We start from the raw sequence: 14757 nt of genomic DNA on the forward strand, positions 1-14757 counted from the left end.
CGCATAAGTAGCAGTGCCTCTATCCTACGGCGGTTCCGAACAAAGTGCCCAGGACGTACGTCACACCGGCCGCCGCGCCTCCCAGGGCGAACTGCCGCAGACCGCTGTACCACCAGCTGCGGGCGGTGACCCTGGCCACCACGGCGCCGCACGCGAACAGTCCGAGGAGCGCGAGCACCAGGGCCGGCCACAGGGCGGTCGCCCCCAGCAGGTACGGCAGGACGGGCAGCAGCGCGCCGATCGCGAAGGCCCCGAACGACGACACCGCCGCGACCAGCGGCGACGGCAGGTCGCCCGGGTCGATGCCGAGTTCCTCGCGGGCGTGTATCTCCAGCGCCTGCTCGGGGTCGTGGGAGAGCTGGCGGGCGACCTCCCGGGCCAGCTCCGGCTCCACGCCCCGGGCCTCGTAGAGCGCCGCGAGCTCGAGCTCCTCGGCCTGCGGGTGCTTGCGCAGTTCCCCGCGCTCCACCTCCAGCTCGGCCTCGACCAGCTCGCGCTGCGAGGCGACGGAGGTGTACTCGCCGGCGGCCATCGAGAAGGCGCCGGCGGCGAGGCCGGCGAGGCCGGTCAGGACGATGGTGCTCGGGCCCACGGAGCCGCCGGCCACGCCGGTGATCAGGGCGAGGTTGGAGACCAGTCCGTCCATCGCGCCGAAGACGGCGGGGCGCAGCCAGCCGCCGTTGACGTCGCGGTGGGTGTGGTTGTCCCGGTGCGCCACATGCAGCGCGGCCTCGTTGTCGATGATGGCCACGAATGTCCCCCCAGGGAAGCTTAGCCAAAGCTAACTTTGGACGAGTTCTACTTTTCGACATCCAGAACTTACGCCGTTCCCTCCCCTCGCGCCAGCAAGGAAAGGCTGCGCTAACCAGCGGTTTTACCGTTTCGATACTCATCCGTGGCGGGCGGCGCTCACCTGTCGACCGGGTGACGCTGCGGTCCGCCCGGCTCCGCGCACCCGCTCGCGTGGCACACATCCGCAAAGGGCGCGGCGCCCGGGCAGGGCCGGCGCCGGGCCCGGCGGAGTCCCCGGAGAAGAGGCCGCGTATGGCATCGACCGTCTGCAGTCCCCCGGTACCGGCGCCCGGCGACGCCGCCGGTCTCCGCGCACGGGCCCGCGGCGCGCTGCTCGGGCTCGCCGTCGGCGACGCCCTCGGGGCGCCCGCGGAGAACCTGAAGCCCTCCGAGATCCGCGCCCGCTGGGGCCGCATCACGGGCTTCGTCGCCGAGACGCCGTGCGGGACGGACGACACCGAGTACACGATCTTCTCCGGTCTGCTGCTGGCCCGTCACGGATCCGCGCTCACGCCGGCCCACGTCGAGGCGGCCTGGCACGAGTGGATCGCGGACCGCGAGGAGGGCCCGTTCCGGGGCGCCGGTTTCAGCGAGCGCGGCACGCTGGAGAACCTCCGTCGCGGCCTCGCCGCCCCCATCTCGGCCCAGCACCGTCATGCCTGGAGCGACGGGCTCGCGATGCGCGCGGCGCCGTTCGGGGTGTTCGCCGCGGGCCGCCCCGCCGAGGCGGCCCGGCTGGCGGCGGTCGACGGCTCGGTCAGCCACGAGGGCGAGGGCCTCCACGGCGGCCGGGCGGTCGCGGCCGGGGTGGCGGCCGCGATGGCCGGGGCGTCCCCGGTCGTGGTCGTCGCCTCCGCGCTGGCCGTGGTGCCGGACGACTCCTGGACGGCGCGTTGCCTGCGCCGGGCGGCGGCCGTCGCGCACCGCGGCGAACGCGCCCTCCGCTCGGCGGTGGTGGTCGGCGGCTACCCGTGGACCGACCTGGCGCCCGAGGCGGTCGCCCTCGCCTTCGGCGCCTACGCGGCGGCCGACGGCGACTTCGTCCAGGCCGTCCTGACGGCCGTCAACATGGGCCGCGACGCCGACACGACGGCGGCCGTGGCGGGCGCGCTGGCGGGAGCGACGTGCGGTGTGTCGGCGATCCCCGGCGAGTGGGCGGCGGCGATCGGCCCGGCCCGGGGCCGCTGCCTGCCGGCGATGGCGGGCCACCACGTCCTGGACATCGCCGACCTGCTGACCAGCCCACCCACCGGACCGGAGCCCCCCGATGACCCCACCGACCCCCTGGACCGAGCCGACGGCAACCCCGACCTCCCTTGATCCGCCACCGGCCCCACCGGCCCCGCCGGCTGTCGAAGCCGAGAACCGGTCGCCCGCCGACGGCGAGAACCCCCCATCGGGGCCACCCGCACCCGACCACGAAAGCCGCACGGGCGGTGCGACTGGGACCACCCACCCGGCCGAAGGCGCAGCCGAGGCCGTGGACACCGCCACGCCGCCGCAGGCACACCGCATCGCCGGCCTCCTGCTGGGCCTCGCCGCGGGCGACGCCGCCGGCTGGCCCGCCGCCCGCCACCGTGCCGCCCGCATGCCGGAGTGGACCCGCCGCCTCACCCGCGAGCTGGACACCTTCGCCGAGCAGAACGCGACGACCACCCTCCCCGTCCCCATCGCCCTGAACCAGCCCCCGGAGCCCCTCCTGCTCGGCCCCTCCGACGACGCCGAGTGGGCGGCGTTCGCGGCGGAGGCGCTGCTGCGGGCCGGCGACGACGACGCGCTGGGAGACCTGAGCAGGCAGCGCCGTACCCGGGCCGCGATCGACCTCACCTGGAACGCGCTCGCGAGCGAGGTCGCCGCGGCCGCCGACCGCGCCCCGGAGGTCGAGTCGGCCGTGCTCCCGCTGCGCGCCCGCATCTCCGTCCGCGCCGGACTCGGCAACCTCGCCGCGGGCCTGCGCCCGCCCGCCACCGGGCACGACAACCCGCACCACTTCGACGACGCGGCCTGCGTACGGGCCTGCGTCCTCGCCGTCGCCCACCCCGGCGACCCGCGGGGCGCCGCCGACCTGGCCGAGTTCGACGCCCGCTACACCCAGGACGGCGACGGCGTGCACGGCGCGCGGGCGATGGCGGCGGCCCTCGCGCTCGCCCTCGCCGCGGCGGACGTGGACGCGTGCGTGACCGCCGCCCTGGCGCAGCTGCCCGAGAGCACCGAGATCGGCCGCAACGCCCGCCACGCGCTCCGCCTCGCCCGCGCCGCCGGCTCCGCCTTCGCCCTGGTCCCGCTGCTCGAACACCGCATCGTCGACCACGTCTACAGCTACGGCATCGCCGCCGCCGAGACGGTCCCGGTCGCCCTGGCGCTCGCCACCGCCGCGCGGGGCCGGATCGCGGAGGCGGTGCCGGCCGCCGCCTGCCTGTCCCGGGTCGCCGACTCCGCCCCGGCCCTCGCGGGCGCGCTGACCGGGGCCCTCGGCGGCCGCGCGGCGGTCCCCGCCGCCTGGCGGGAGGCCTGCCGCACCCTGTCCGGCTGCGCCCTGCCCCGCCTCACCGGTACGGACCTGGTGGAACTCGCCGAACTCCTGGAAGCCGTGCAACCGACCCCACCAGGAGGATGATTCGGGACATGACACCCACATCACGCACACCACCGACACAACCACCCACACCACCCACAGCGCCCACACCGCCCATGTCGCCCACATCGCCCATGACACCGGTTGCGGCGGGAAGGGAGGAGACGCTGGAAGGCAGGATCACCGGCGCCCTGGTCGGCGCGGCGGTCGGCGACGCCCTCGGCGGCCCGGTCGAGGGCTACTCCCCCGAACAGATCCGCCGGCGCCACGGCGGCCGCGTCGCCGGGATCGTCGGCCCCTGGCACGGCGACGCCTGGCGCACCGCCCGCCCCCTCGCCCCGTACCACAAGGGCGACGGCCACGTCACCGACGACACGTTGATGACGCACGCCCTGGTACGGGTCTACGCGACCGTCCGCGACCACCTCGACGCCTACGCCGTGGCGGACCACCTGGTCCCCGACCTGATGACCAACCCGCGCTGGATCCCGGAACTGGAGGCGGAGGCGCTGCCGTTGCAGCGGATCTTCCTCGCCGAGAAGTGGCTGGTGGCCCGACTGCACTACGGCCACGCCGACCCCCGCGAGGCCGGCGTCGGCAACATCGTCAACTGCGGTGCCGCGATGTACATGGCCCCGGTCGGCCTGGTCAACGCGGCCAACCCGGCGGGCGCCTACGCCGAGGCCCTGGACGTCGCGGGCGCCCACCAGTCGTCGTACGGCAGGGAGGCGGCGGGTGTCTTCGCCGCGGCGGTGGCGGCGGCGTGCGCGCCCGGGGCGAGCCCGGACTCGGTCGTCGCGGCCTGCCTGGAGCGGGCGAAGGACGGCACCCGGTCGGCGATCGAGCGGGTCTGTGAAGCGGCCGCCCGCCACTCGGACTTCGAGTCGGCCCTGACCCCGCTGCGGGAGGCGGTGGCCCCGTACGACACCGTGGGCCCGGACTACCGGCAGCCCTCCCTCGGCGCCCGCCGCCCCTCCCGCCTGCACGCGATCGAGGAACTGCCCGTCGCGCTCGGCATGCTGGTGGTCGCCGGCGGCGACTTCCGGCGGGCGGTCCTGGGCGCGGTGAACTACGGGCGCGACTGCGACTCCATCGCGACGATGGCGGGCGCGCTGGCCGGGGCCCTGGGCTCCCCGGTCCCGGAGGACTGGGCGAGGACGGTCGCCGATGCCAGCCGCCTGGACCTGTGGGAACCGGCGCGGACGCTCACCGGTGTGGCCCGGGAGGTCTTCGCGCGGGACGTACGCCGACGCCGGGCGCACGAGGCGGCGTTCGCCGGGATCGGGGGCCCGGCGTGCTGCGACTGACATGGGTCCAGCCGGAGGACCTGATCGGCCACGAACTGCGCCAGGCGGCGCTGGACGGCCGCGAGCCCGCCGCGATCGCGGCGCGCTGGCGGGCGGCGGGCGGCCGCCCGGCGCCGCCGCGGGCGGGCGCGTCGCCCGAACCGGCCTCGCGTTACCTCCGCCTGCTCGCCGAGGACCTGCTCGACGAACTCGCCGAACTGCCCAGCGCCCTGACCGACCGTGAGCCGACGGACCTGGAGCAGATCAAGGCGCTGTGCCCGGACTGGCCGGCCGCCGGCCCCGCCGTACACCTCGACCCGGCCCGCGTCGCCCCGGCTCGACTCGGCCCTACCGGCATCGCCCCAGCCCGCCTGAGCCCCGCAGGCGTCGCCCCAGCCCGCATCGCCCCCGCCCGGCTGGAGGCGGCCTGGCTGGGGCGGGCCGTCGGCTGCCTCCTCGGCAAGCCCGTGGAGAAGCTCCCCCTCGAGGGCATCCGGCAACTGGCCGAAGCCACCGGCAACCGGCCGCTGCACACGTACTTCACCGGCCGGGGAGTGCCCGCCGAGCTCTCCGCCCGGTTCCCCTTCAACCGCCGTTCGGCCCCGACCTCCCTCGCCGAGAACATCGACGGCATGCCGGAGGACGACGACCTCAACTACCCGCTGCTCAACCTGCTGTTGCTGCAACGCCACGGCCGGGGCTTCACCACCGCCGACGTGGCCTCCCTGTGGCTGGACGAACTCCCGGCGGGCCGCGCCTTCACCGCCGAACGCGTCGCCTACCGCAACCTCCTCAGCGGCGTCGAACCCCCGCGCACGGCCCGCCACCGCAACCCCTTCCGCGAGTGGATCGGGGCCCTGATCCGCGCCGACGTGCACGGCTGGACCAACCCCGGCGACCCCGCGGCCGCGGCCGCCCAGGCCCACCGCGACGCCACCCTCACGCACACCGCCAACGGCGTCTACGCGGCGATGTTCACCGCCGCCGTCATCGCCCAGGCCGCCACCGGCGCCCACGACGTGCACGCCTGCCTGCGCACCGGCCTCGCCGTGATCCCGCCCGACTCCCGGCTGGCCGGGGCCGTTCGCCACGCCGTCCGGCTGGCGCGGCGGCACGCGGACTTCGACCGGGTCGTCGACGAGCTGCACGCCACCCACTCCCCCGCCCATCACTGGGTGCACGCCGTCCCCAACACGGCCCTCGTCGCCGCCGCCCTCACCCACGCCGACGGCGACTTCACCGGCTCCATCTGCCGTGTGGTGTCCGGCGGTTGGGACACCGACTCGAACGGCGCGACGGCGGGCGGCGTCAGCGCCCTCCTCGCCGGCGCCCCCGCCGCCCTCCCCGACCGCTGGACGGCCCCGCTGAAGAACCGGCTGGCCAGCTCCGTCGCCGGCTTCGACGGCATCGGCTTCGACACCCTCGCCCACCTCACGCACCTGGAGGCATCCCGCCCATGACCACCTCCGTCACCCCCGCCCGGGACACCCGGGCCGACGCCCCGCTGACCGGCCTGCGCGTCCTCGACCTCGCCACCCTCTTCGCCGGTCCGCTCGCCGCGACGATGCTCGGCGACTTCGGCGCGGAGGTCGTCAAGGTCGAGCACCCCGACAGACCGGACCCCTCCCGCGGCCACGGCCCGTCGAAGAACGGCGTGGGGCTGTGGTGGAAGCTGCTGGGCCGCAACAAACGCACCATCACCCTGGACCTGTCCCGGCCCGGCGGCCGCGCCACCCTGCTGCGGCTGGCCGCCGGGGCGGACGTGATCGTCGAGAACTTCCGCCCCGGCACGCTGGAGAAGTGGGACCTCGGCTGGCCGGAGCTGTCCGCCGTCAACCCCCGGCTGGTGCTCGCCCGGGTCACCGCCTTCGGCCAGTTCGGCCCCTACGCCCACCGGCCCGGCTTCGGCACCCTCGCCGAGGCGATGAGCGGCTTCGCCGCGATCACCGGCGAGCCGGACGGCCCGCCGACGCTCCCGCCGTTCGGCCTCGCCGACTCGATCACCGGCCTGGCGACGGCGTACGCGGTGATGACGGCGCTGGCCGCGCGGGAGCGCACGGGCGAGGGCCAGGTCGTCGACATGGCGATCATCGAGCCGATCCTGACCGTTCTGGGTCCCCAGCCCCTCTGGTACGACCAGCTCGGCCACGTCCAGCCCCGTACCGGCAACCGCTCCCAGAACAACGCCCCGCGCGGCACCTACCGCACCGCCGACGGCTGCTGGGTGGCGGTGTCCACCTCCGCCCAGTCCGTCGCCGAGCGCGTCATGCACCTGGTGGGACGGCCGGAGCTGATCGACGAGCCGTGGTTCGCGACCGGCGACGGCCGGGCCCGGCACGCGGACGTCCTGGACCGGGCGGTCGGCGGCTGGATCGCCGGGCAGACCCGCGACGACGTGCTGGCCGCCTTCGAGAAGGCGGAGGCGGCGGCAGCCCCGGTGCAGGACGTGCGGGAGGTGATGACCGACCCGCAGTACGCGGCCCTCGACACGATCACCACCGTCGACGATCCCGAACTGGGGCCGCTGCGCATGCAGAACGTGCTCTTCCGGCTCTCCGCCACGCCCGGCGCGATCCGCTGGGCGGGCCGACCGCACGGCGCGGACACCGAGACGGTCCTGTCGGAGCTGGGCCTGACCCCGGCCGAGGTGGCGGCCCTGCGGGCGGAAGGCGCCGTATGACGGTCGCGCTGACCTGGCTCTACGCCCCCGGCGACCGGCCGCACGTGGTCGCCAAGGCCCTGGTGTCCGGCGCCGACGTGGTGGTGATCGACCTGGAGGACGCGGTCGCCCCCGACCGCAAGGAGTACGCCCGTGCCGCCACCGCCGACCTGCTGAGCGCGCCGCAGCCGGTCCCGGTGCACGTCCGTGTGAACGCCCTGGACGGCCCGTCGGCGGCCCGGGACCTGGCGGCTCTGGCGGCGCTGCCCGGGGTGTCCGGCCTGCGCCTGCCGAAGGTGACGGGTCCCGAACAGGTGGTCCGCGTCGCGCGGACGACGGCTCCGGCGCTGTACGCGCTGTTGGAGACGGCCCTGGCCGTGGAACGCGCCCACTCCATCGCCGCGGCCCACCCCGCGCTGCGCGGCATCTCGCTCGGTGAGGCGGATCTCCGTGCCGACCTGGGCGTCCGCGACGACGCGGGCCTCGACTGGCCCCGCTCCCGGATCGTGGTGGCCGCCCGGGCGGCGGGGCTGCCGCCACCGCCGCAGTCGGTCCATCAGGACATCCGCGACCTGGAGGGCCTGGCCGCGTCCTGCGCGCGTGGCCGCGCCCTCGGCTTCCTGGGCCGGGCGGCCGTCCATCCCCGGCAGCTGCCGGTCATCGAACGGGCCTACCTGCCCACCCGCAGGGAGGTGGAGGAGGCGGAAGCGGTCGTGAAGGCGGCGGAGGCGGAACAGGGCGCCCAGGCGCTGCCGGACGGCCGGTTCGTCGACGCGGCCGTGGTGGCGGCGGCCCGGCGGACGCTGGCGCTGGCCCGCCGGTTCTGACGGCCGTCAGCCCTGCTTCGCCGACTCCGCCGCGTCCTTCGCCTCGTCCCCGGCACCGGCATCAGCATCGGAATCGGACACCGAACCGGACGTGGCCCCGGACTCGGGCTTGGCCCCGGACTCGGGCTCGGACCCGGTTCCCGCCTTGTCCGGCGTCTCCGCGGCGTCGGCCGCGCCCGGGACGCCGTCGCGGTCGCCGTCGGCGTCGGCGTCGCTCTTCGCGCCGGCCGCCGCCTCGTCCGCGGCGGCCTCCTCGGCCGCCCCCGGTTCCACGACCGCTTCCCGGCCGGGCCGCTTCTTCGCCGACACGACGATGTACGTCACCGCCAGCAGGAACACCGCCAGCGCGGTCCAGTCGTTCAGCCGCAGGCCCAGGATGTGGTGGGCGTCGTCGACCCGCATGTACTCGATCCACGCCCGGCCCACGCAGTACGCGGCGACGTACAGGGCGAAGGCCCGCCCGTGCCCCAGCGTGAAGCGGCGGTCGGCCCAGATGACCAGCAGGGCGACGCCGACGCACCACAGGGACTCGTAGAGGAACGTGGGGTGGTAGTACCCGGGCACCCGGCCGTCCGCCGAGGACGTGATGTGCAGCGCCCACGGAACGTCGGTCGCCTTGCCGTAGAGCTCCTGGTTGAACCAGTTGCCCCAGCGGCCGATCGCCTGCGCGAGCGCGATGCCGGGGGCGACGGCGTCGGCGTACGCGGGCATCGGCACGCCCCGGCGCCGGGCGCCGATCCAGGCGCCGAGCGCGCCGAGCGCGATCGCGCCCCAGATGCCGAGGCCGCCCTCCCAGACCTTGAAGGCGTCCACCCAGTCACGGCCGTCGCTGAAGTACAGCTCGTAGTCCGTGATCACGTGGTAGAGGCGGCCGCCGACGAGGCCGAACGGCACGGCCCAGACCGCGATGTCGGCCACCGTGCCGGTCCGCCCGCCGCGGGCGATCCAGCGTTTGTTGCCGAGCCAGACGGCAACGAAGACGCCGATGATGATGCAGAACGCGTAGGCGCGCAGCGGAATGGGGCCGAGGTGCAGCACCCCGCGCGACGGGCTGGGAATGTAGGCAAGTTCCATGGCAGGGTCGACGCTACCGTGCCCGGCCGGGCACGCGGTGTGCGGCCCGGCTACGGGTCCATAACAGGGGGGTGTGAATCGCTCACCCCTTGGCGGCTGCCTCCTGCACCAGTTGCTTCAGCTTCGCGGGGGTCATGGTGCGGTCCTGGTAGATGTTCTTGCCGTTGAGCAGCACGGTCGGCGTGCCGCTGAAACCGCCGGAGCGGAAGGCCTGCTGGGACCTGGCGACCCAGCTGTTGTGCGTGCCGTCCTGCACGCAGGTGCGGAACGCCGCCGTGTCGAGGCCGCCGACCTTGCCCGCCAGCGCGATCAGCTTGGCGTCCTTGGCGTAGGCGTCGTCGGTCTCGGTCGGCTGGTTGTCGTAGAGCACGTCGTGGTACGCGGGGAACTTCCCGGCGTCCTGGGCGCAGGCCGCCGCGTTGGCCGCGGTGCGCGAGCCGGTGCCGCCGAGGTTGCCGTCGATGAGCGTGACCAGGTGGTATTCGATCTTGAGCTTGCCGGCGGCGGTCAGTTCGTGGAGCGTCGGGCGGTAGGCCGACTCGAAGGCCTTGCAGGCCGGGCAGCGGAAGTCCTCCCAGACCGTGAGCGTCGACGGGGCGCTCTCCTTGCCGACCGGGATCGCCAGGCCGTTCTTGCCCCGCGCTCCCGAGGGGGCCACCACCGGGCCCGCGGAGTCGCTGCCCTCGTCCTTGCCGGCGTTCGCGGCGATCACGCCGATCACCGCCGCGAGGCTCAGGACGCAGACGACGCCCGCGCCCACGATCAGCGCCCGCCTGCGCTTGTCCGCGGCTTTCTGCTTCTCGCGCTCGACCGCCAGTCGCTCGCGGGCGGTGCGCTTTCCCTCTCGGTTCTTCTCGCTCACACCCCCAGAACGAACCGGGGAGGCGCGAAGCGCCTCCCCGGTCCCAGCTCCACCCGTTCGAGTGACTCGCGCCACACGTACGGGAATGTCTCCCTGTTACGCCTGCCCGCGCACGCCCTTCGCCAGTTCACCGGCGAGCGCGCGCACGGCCGCGAGGCCGGCCGCCTCGTCCGGCGCGTCCAGCAGCAGCTTCACGAACGCCGAGCCGACGATCACGCCGTCGGCGAAGCCGGCGACCTGCGCGGCCTGACGGGCGTCGGAGACCCCGAGCCCGACGCAGACGGGCAGGCCGGTGCCGGTGGCCCGGGTCCGCTCCACCAGCTCCTGGGCCTGCGCGCCGACCGACTCGCGGGTGCCGGTGACGCCCATCAGCGAGGCGGCGTAGACGAAGCCGCTGCCCGCCGCGGTGATCCGCGCGAGCCGCTCGTCCTTGCTGCTGGGCGCCACCACGAAGACCGTCGCGAGCCCGTGCTTCTCGGCGTGCTCCCGCCACAGGGCGGACTCCTGCACCGGCAGGTCGGGCAGGATGCAGCCCGCGCCGCCGGCCGCCGCCAGCTCGGCGGTGAAACGCTCGACGCCGTAGCGGTCGATGGGGTTCCAGTACGTCATCACGAGCACCGGCTTCCCGGTCGCCTCGTGGGCCTCCTCGACCGTCCGCATCACGTCCGCGATCTTGACGCCGCCGCGCAGGGCGACGTCGTCGGCGGTCTGGATGACGGGGCCGTCGAGGACGGGGTCGCTGTGCGGCAGTCCGACCTCGACGACGTCCGCGCCGCCGTCGAGGACGGCCTTGATCGCCTCGATGCCGCCGTCCACGGTCGGGAACCCGGCCGGGAGGTAGGCGATGAGCGCCGCGCGTCCCTCCGCCTTCGCGGCGGCGAGGGTCTCGGTCAGCAGCTGGATCTTCCCGCTCACTTGGCGTCCCCCTCGATCTCCGCGGTGTCGGCCTCGTCGGCGGCGACCTCCGCGTCGGTGTCGTACAGGCCGAAGTACCTGGCGGCCGTGTCCATGTCCTTGTCGCCGCGGCCGGACAGGTTGACGACGATCAGCCCGTCCTTGCCGAGCTCCCTGCCGACCTCCAGGGCGCCGGCCAGCGCGTGGGCGCTCTCGATGGCCGGGATGATGCCCTCGGTGCGCGACAGCAGCCGCAGCGCCTGCATGGCCGCGTCGTCGGTGACCGCGCGGTACTCGCCGCGGCCGGTTTCCTTGAGGTAGGCGTGCTCGGGTCCGATGCCGGGGTAGTCCAGGCCGGCCGAGATCGAGTACGGCTCGGTGATCTGGCCCTCCTCGTCCTGCAGGACGTAGGACCGGGAGCCGTGCAGGATGCCGGGCTCGCCCGCGGTGAGGGTGGCCGCGTGCTCGCCGGTCTCGACGCCGTGTCCCGCGGGCTCGCAGCCGACGAGGCGGACGCCCTCGTCCGGGATGAAGGCGTGGAAGAGGCCGATGGCGTTGGAGCCGCCGCCGACGCAGGCGACGGCGGCGTCGGGCAGCCGACCGGCGCGCTCGAGCAGCTGGCGCCGGGCCTCGACGCCGATGACGCGGTGGAAGTCGCGGACCATGGCCGGGAAGGGGTGCGGGCCGGCCACGGTGCCGAAGAGGTAGTGGGTGCGGTCGACGTTGGCGACCCAGTCGCGGAACGCCTCGTTGATGGCGTCCTTCAGGGTGCGGCTGCCGGACTTCACGGCGACGACCTCGGCGCCGAGCATGCGCATGCGGGCCACGTTGAGGGCCTGGCGCCGGGTGTCGATCTCGCCCATGTAGATGGTGCACTCGAGGCCGAACAGGGCGCAGGCGGTGGCGGTGGCGACGCCGTGCTGCCCGGCGCCGGTCTCGGCGATGACGCGGGTCTTGCCCATGCGCTTGGTGAGCAGGGCCTGCCCGAGCACGTTGTTGATCTTGTGCGAGCCGGTGTGGTTGAGGTCTTCCCGCTTCAGGAAGACCCGGGCTCCGCCGGCGTGCTCGGCGAACCGGGGCACCTCGGTCAGGGCGCTGGGACGGCCGGTGTAGTTGGCGAGGAGGTCGTCGAGTTCGCGCGCGAACTCGGGGTCGGACTTGGCCTTGTCGTACTCGACGGCGACCTCGTCCACGGCGGCGACGAGCGCCTCCGGGATGAACTTGCCGCCGAACGCGCCGAAGTAGCCGTCGGCGCTGGGGACCCGCCCCTCGGGGTCGGGAACGAAGAACTCGCTGGGCATGCGGAAACCTCACGGTGAGTGCGTGAAAAGACACTGGTCGCCGTGGGGGCGGGGATCGTCAGTCGACTGTGGGCCGGTCGATGGGCCGGTCGCGCAGTTCCCCGCGCCCCTGGGCCCGCCGCCATCGACGCCCGTTCACCTGGCCGGGCTCGTCCCCGATGACGTACCTGACCCTGCGGCCGTGCACCCTGCGCGCGGGCGCGCGGCAGCCACGCGGGCGGCAGCCGCGCGCGAGGCGGGCGTGCCGGTCGGTGGAGGTCGGGGTGATCGCGGGGGTCATCGGTGCCCAGCCTACCGGGAGGTCAGCCCCGGCCGTGCCGCAGCGCGGGGTGCGTGCCGGCCGCCACCAGGTCGGAGACCGCCGCCCTGGGGTCGCGCCCGGTGACGAGGGACTCGCCGACCAGGACGGCGTCGGCCCCGGCGTTGGCGTAGGCGATGAGGTCGTGCGGCCCGCGCACCCCGGACTCGGCGATCTTGACGATGCCGTCGGGGATCTCGGGCGCGACGCGCTCGAACGTCCCCCGGTCGACCTCCAGGGTCTTCAGGTTGCGCGCGTTGACGCCGATCACCCGTGCGCCGGCGTCCACCGCACGGTCGACCTCGTCCTCGTCGTGCACCTCGACCAGCGGGGTCAGGCCGATGGACACGGCGCGCTCGATCAGCGACTCCAGCGCCGGCTGGTCCAGGGCGGCCACGATCAGCAGCGCGAGGTCGGCCCCGTAGGCCCGGGCCTCCCACAGCTGGTACGACGTGACGATGAAGTCCTTGCGCAGTACGGGGATGTCCACGCGCGCGCGGACCGCCTCGAGGTCGGCCAGCGAGCCGCCGAAGCGGCGCTGCTCGGTGAGGACGGAGATGACGGCCGCGCCGCCCGCCTCGTAGTCGGCGGCGAGTCCGGCCGGGTCGGCGATCGCGGCCAGCGCGCCCTTGGACGGGCTGGAGCGCTTGACCTCGCAGATCACCTTGACGCCGTCGCCCTTGAGCGCGGCGATGCCGTCCTTGGCCGAGGGCGCCTTCGCCGCGCGCTCCTTGAGCTCGTCGAGGCTGACGCGCGCCTGCCGCTCCGCGAGGTCGGCACGGACTCCGTCGATGATCTCGTCGAGCACACTCACGCGAGCGGCCCCCTTCCAGACGGTTGACTGTTCAAGCGGTTGACCTGCGGGGGAAACCGATGGCCACTGCGATGGTATCCGGAGCCGGGCGCAGCCCCCGCATCCGGTCGACCCCGGTCCCTCCCCCACCCTCGAACCAGCTTCGCACGGCTCGGGCGGGAGGTGCCCCCATACTGGACGTTCCTGAGTTGATCAAGGATGCAGCCAGCCACCGAACGGCAGGTTCCGGACAACGGTGAACACCAGCAGCAACACGCCCGCCGTCCACAGGGGCACCGGCCCGGGCTCGATCCGCAGCGGCCGTCCGCGCGCGGCCCGGACCACCCATACGGTCCACAGCACGGCGAAGCCCAGATAGCCGACCACGGCCGGCGCGTTGTCCCGCAGGGCCGCCGCGAAGTCGCCGTGGACGAACGCGTGCGCGCTGCGCAGGCCCCCGCAGCCCGGGCAGTAGACGCCGGTGTAGGCCAGCAGCGGGCAGGCGGGGTAGTGGCCGGGTTCGTTCGGGTCCACCGCCCCCACGTAGGCGAAGGCCCCGGCGACGGCCGCGAGGATCCCGGCGGGCACGGCCAGCCGCGCCGCCGCGGTCCGGGTGTGCGGGTGCGTCACCCTGGGACGTTCGGCGTTCACACCGTGCATTGTGCCCCGTACGGGCCGCACGCGCGCGTGAGCCGTATCCGCACCGCACGCGCGTGGCGGCCGTCGCGTGGGGTCACTGCGCGGGGCCGCACCACGCGTGAGGGGCGGTCGCGGTACGCGCAGTACCGTCACCGCCCCTCACGCGTGGTGCCGCGCGGAACCGTGGCCCCGCGGGCGGGCTCAGCCCTGGACGTCGGCCGGCTTGCGCCCCGCCTCCACCCGCGCCTGGAACGCCTCGTGCGCGTCCTTGGGTTGCCCCATGCCCATCATCTTCATGATGCCGCCCACGACGCCGCCGCCGAGCACGAGGGCCATGCCGGCCCAGAAGCCCACGGGCTGGGCCGCCACCATGAAGGTGCCCGCGACGCAGAAACCGATGAAGGAGATGATGACACCGGTCCAGGCGGCCGGGGTGTGACCGTGGCTGCTGCCCGCCATGACTTGCTCCTCGTTGCTGTGAATGTGTCTGAGCCGGACGCTCGATGACATTGTCCCGCACCCGGGCACACGCGGGAGCCGGGGGTGGCCCCTGGTGCGTCGGCGCCCCGTGGGACCCGGGGACCCGGTCGGCCCGGCCGCGGGTTCCGGACTCCGGCCGGCTCCCCCGGGGCCTGTCCGGCGGATCATGCCGGAGACGCGGGGCCTAGACGAGTAAGTCCTATGTCCTGGGCTGACGATCAGGCGTGAACAGAGGGTGTTCAAGATCATGTTGTGACGCAAGATCTGAACACCCTCT

General features: G+C 74.6%; 15 protein-coding genes. 6 read left to right on the forward strand and 9 right to left on the reverse strand.

Annotated features, from left to right (window positions below):
* Nucleotides 1-19: 19 nt before the first annotated feature.
* Entirely contained in the window at nucleotides 20-751 is a 732-nt protein-coding gene (locus tag ACH4ZX_RS30805; RefSeq protein WP_398279839.1) for a VIT1/CCC1 transporter family protein, read from the reverse strand.
* A 293-nt stretch (nucleotides 752-1044) separates the two neighbouring features.
* Here ACH4ZX_RS30805 and ACH4ZX_RS30810 point away from each other — a divergent pair, with 293 nt between their 5' ends.
* From ACH4ZX_RS30810 to ACH4ZX_RS30835, 6 genes are all read left to right on the forward strand, one after another.
* Complete coding sequence (locus tag ACH4ZX_RS30810) at nucleotides 1045-2112, forward strand: ADP-ribosylglycohydrolase family protein (protein ID WP_398279842.1); 1068 nt, start codon at nucleotides 1045-1047, stop codon at nucleotides 2110-2112.
* The gene (locus ACH4ZX_RS30815; RefSeq protein ID WP_398279845.1) at nucleotides 2060-3409 is read left to right on the forward strand and encodes an ADP-ribosylglycohydrolase family protein; all 1350 of its coding nucleotides are present in this window, start codon (nucleotides 2060-2062) and stop codon (nucleotides 3407-3409) included. Before ACH4ZX_RS30810 ends, ACH4ZX_RS30815 begins: the two co-directional genes overlap by 53 nt.
* A gap of 92 nt (nucleotides 3410-3501) precedes the next feature.
* A complete protein-coding gene (locus ACH4ZX_RS30820) occupies nucleotides 3502-4674 on the forward strand; it encodes an ADP-ribosylglycohydrolase family protein (RefSeq protein WP_398279848.1) in 1173 nt (390 codons plus the stop codon).
* Nucleotides 4662-6113, forward strand: coding sequence for an ADP-ribosylglycohydrolase family protein (locus ACH4ZX_RS30825; protein ID WP_398279851.1), 1452 nt, complete (start codon nucleotides 4662-4664; stop codon nucleotides 6111-6113). The genes ACH4ZX_RS30820 and ACH4ZX_RS30825 overlap by 13 nt, the downstream gene beginning before the upstream one ends.
* Nucleotides 6110-7333 (forward strand): CaiB/BaiF CoA transferase family protein, encoded by a 1224-nt coding sequence (locus ACH4ZX_RS30830; RefSeq protein ID WP_398279854.1) that lies wholly within the window; start codon nucleotides 6110-6112, stop codon nucleotides 7331-7333. The genes ACH4ZX_RS30825 and ACH4ZX_RS30830 overlap by 4 nt, the downstream gene beginning before the upstream one ends.
* Complete coding sequence (locus ACH4ZX_RS30835; RefSeq protein ID WP_398279857.1) at nucleotides 7330-8139, forward strand: HpcH/HpaI aldolase/citrate lyase family protein; 810 nt, start codon at nucleotides 7330-7332, stop codon at nucleotides 8137-8139. The genes ACH4ZX_RS30830 and ACH4ZX_RS30835 overlap by 4 nt, the downstream gene beginning before the upstream one ends.
* 6 nt (nucleotides 8140-8145) lie before the next feature.
* Here the strand turns inward: ACH4ZX_RS30835 and lgt are convergent, their stop codons facing one another.
* The 8 genes from lgt to ACH4ZX_RS30875 all read right to left on the reverse strand — a co-directional run bounded on the left by lgt (nucleotide 8146) and on the right by ACH4ZX_RS30875 (nucleotide 14459).
* On the reverse strand, nucleotides 8146-9213 hold the full coding sequence (gene lgt / locus ACH4ZX_RS30840) for a prolipoprotein diacylglyceryl transferase (RefSeq protein WP_398279860.1): 1068 nt from the start codon (nucleotides 9211-9213) through the stop codon (nucleotides 8146-8148).
* A gap of 82 nt (nucleotides 9214-9295) precedes the next feature.
* Entirely contained in the window at nucleotides 9296-10075 is a 780-nt protein-coding gene (locus ACH4ZX_RS30845; RefSeq protein WP_398279862.1) for a DsbA family protein, read from the reverse strand.
* Nucleotides 10076-10171: 96 nt separating this feature from the next.
* The gene (gene trpA, locus ACH4ZX_RS30850) at nucleotides 10172-10990 is read right to left on the reverse strand and encodes a tryptophan synthase subunit alpha (protein ID WP_398279865.1); all 819 of its coding nucleotides are present in this window, start codon (nucleotides 10988-10990) and stop codon (nucleotides 10172-10174) included.
* On the reverse strand, nucleotides 10987-12270 hold the full coding sequence (gene trpB, locus ACH4ZX_RS30855; RefSeq protein WP_398279867.1) for a tryptophan synthase subunit beta: 1284 nt from the start codon (nucleotides 12268-12270) through the stop codon (nucleotides 10987-10989). Before trpB ends, trpA begins: the two co-directional genes overlap by 4 nt.
* Nucleotides 12271-12328: 58 nt before the next feature.
* Nucleotides 12329-12550: a tryptophan biosynthesis modulator TrpM gene (gene trpM, locus ACH4ZX_RS30860; protein WP_398279871.1), complete on the reverse strand. Its 222-nt coding sequence runs from the start codon at nucleotides 12548-12550 to the stop codon at nucleotides 12329-12331.
* Between the two features lie 22 nt (nucleotides 12551-12572).
* Nucleotides 12573-13382 (reverse strand): indole-3-glycerol phosphate synthase TrpC, encoded by an 810-nt coding sequence (gene trpC, locus ACH4ZX_RS30865; protein ID WP_351885460.1) that lies wholly within the window; start codon nucleotides 13380-13382, stop codon nucleotides 12573-12575.
* 192 nt (nucleotides 13383-13574) lie between these two features.
* On the reverse strand, nucleotides 13575-14021 hold the full coding sequence (locus ACH4ZX_RS30870) for a DUF2752 domain-containing protein (RefSeq protein WP_398279875.1): 447 nt from the start codon (nucleotides 14019-14021) through the stop codon (nucleotides 13575-13577).
* A 180-nt stretch (nucleotides 14022-14201) separates the two neighbouring features.
* On the reverse strand, nucleotides 14202-14459 hold the full coding sequence (locus ACH4ZX_RS30875) for an HGxxPAAW family protein (RefSeq protein WP_398279878.1): 258 nt from the start codon (nucleotides 14457-14459) through the stop codon (nucleotides 14202-14204).
* Between the last annotated feature and the right edge of the window lie 298 nt (nucleotides 14460-14757).

It is taken from the genome of Streptomyces sp. NPDC020490 (genome assembly GCF_044335305.1).
Taxonomy (GTDB): domain Bacteria; phylum Actinomycetota; class Actinomycetes; order Streptomycetales; family Streptomycetaceae; genus Streptomyces.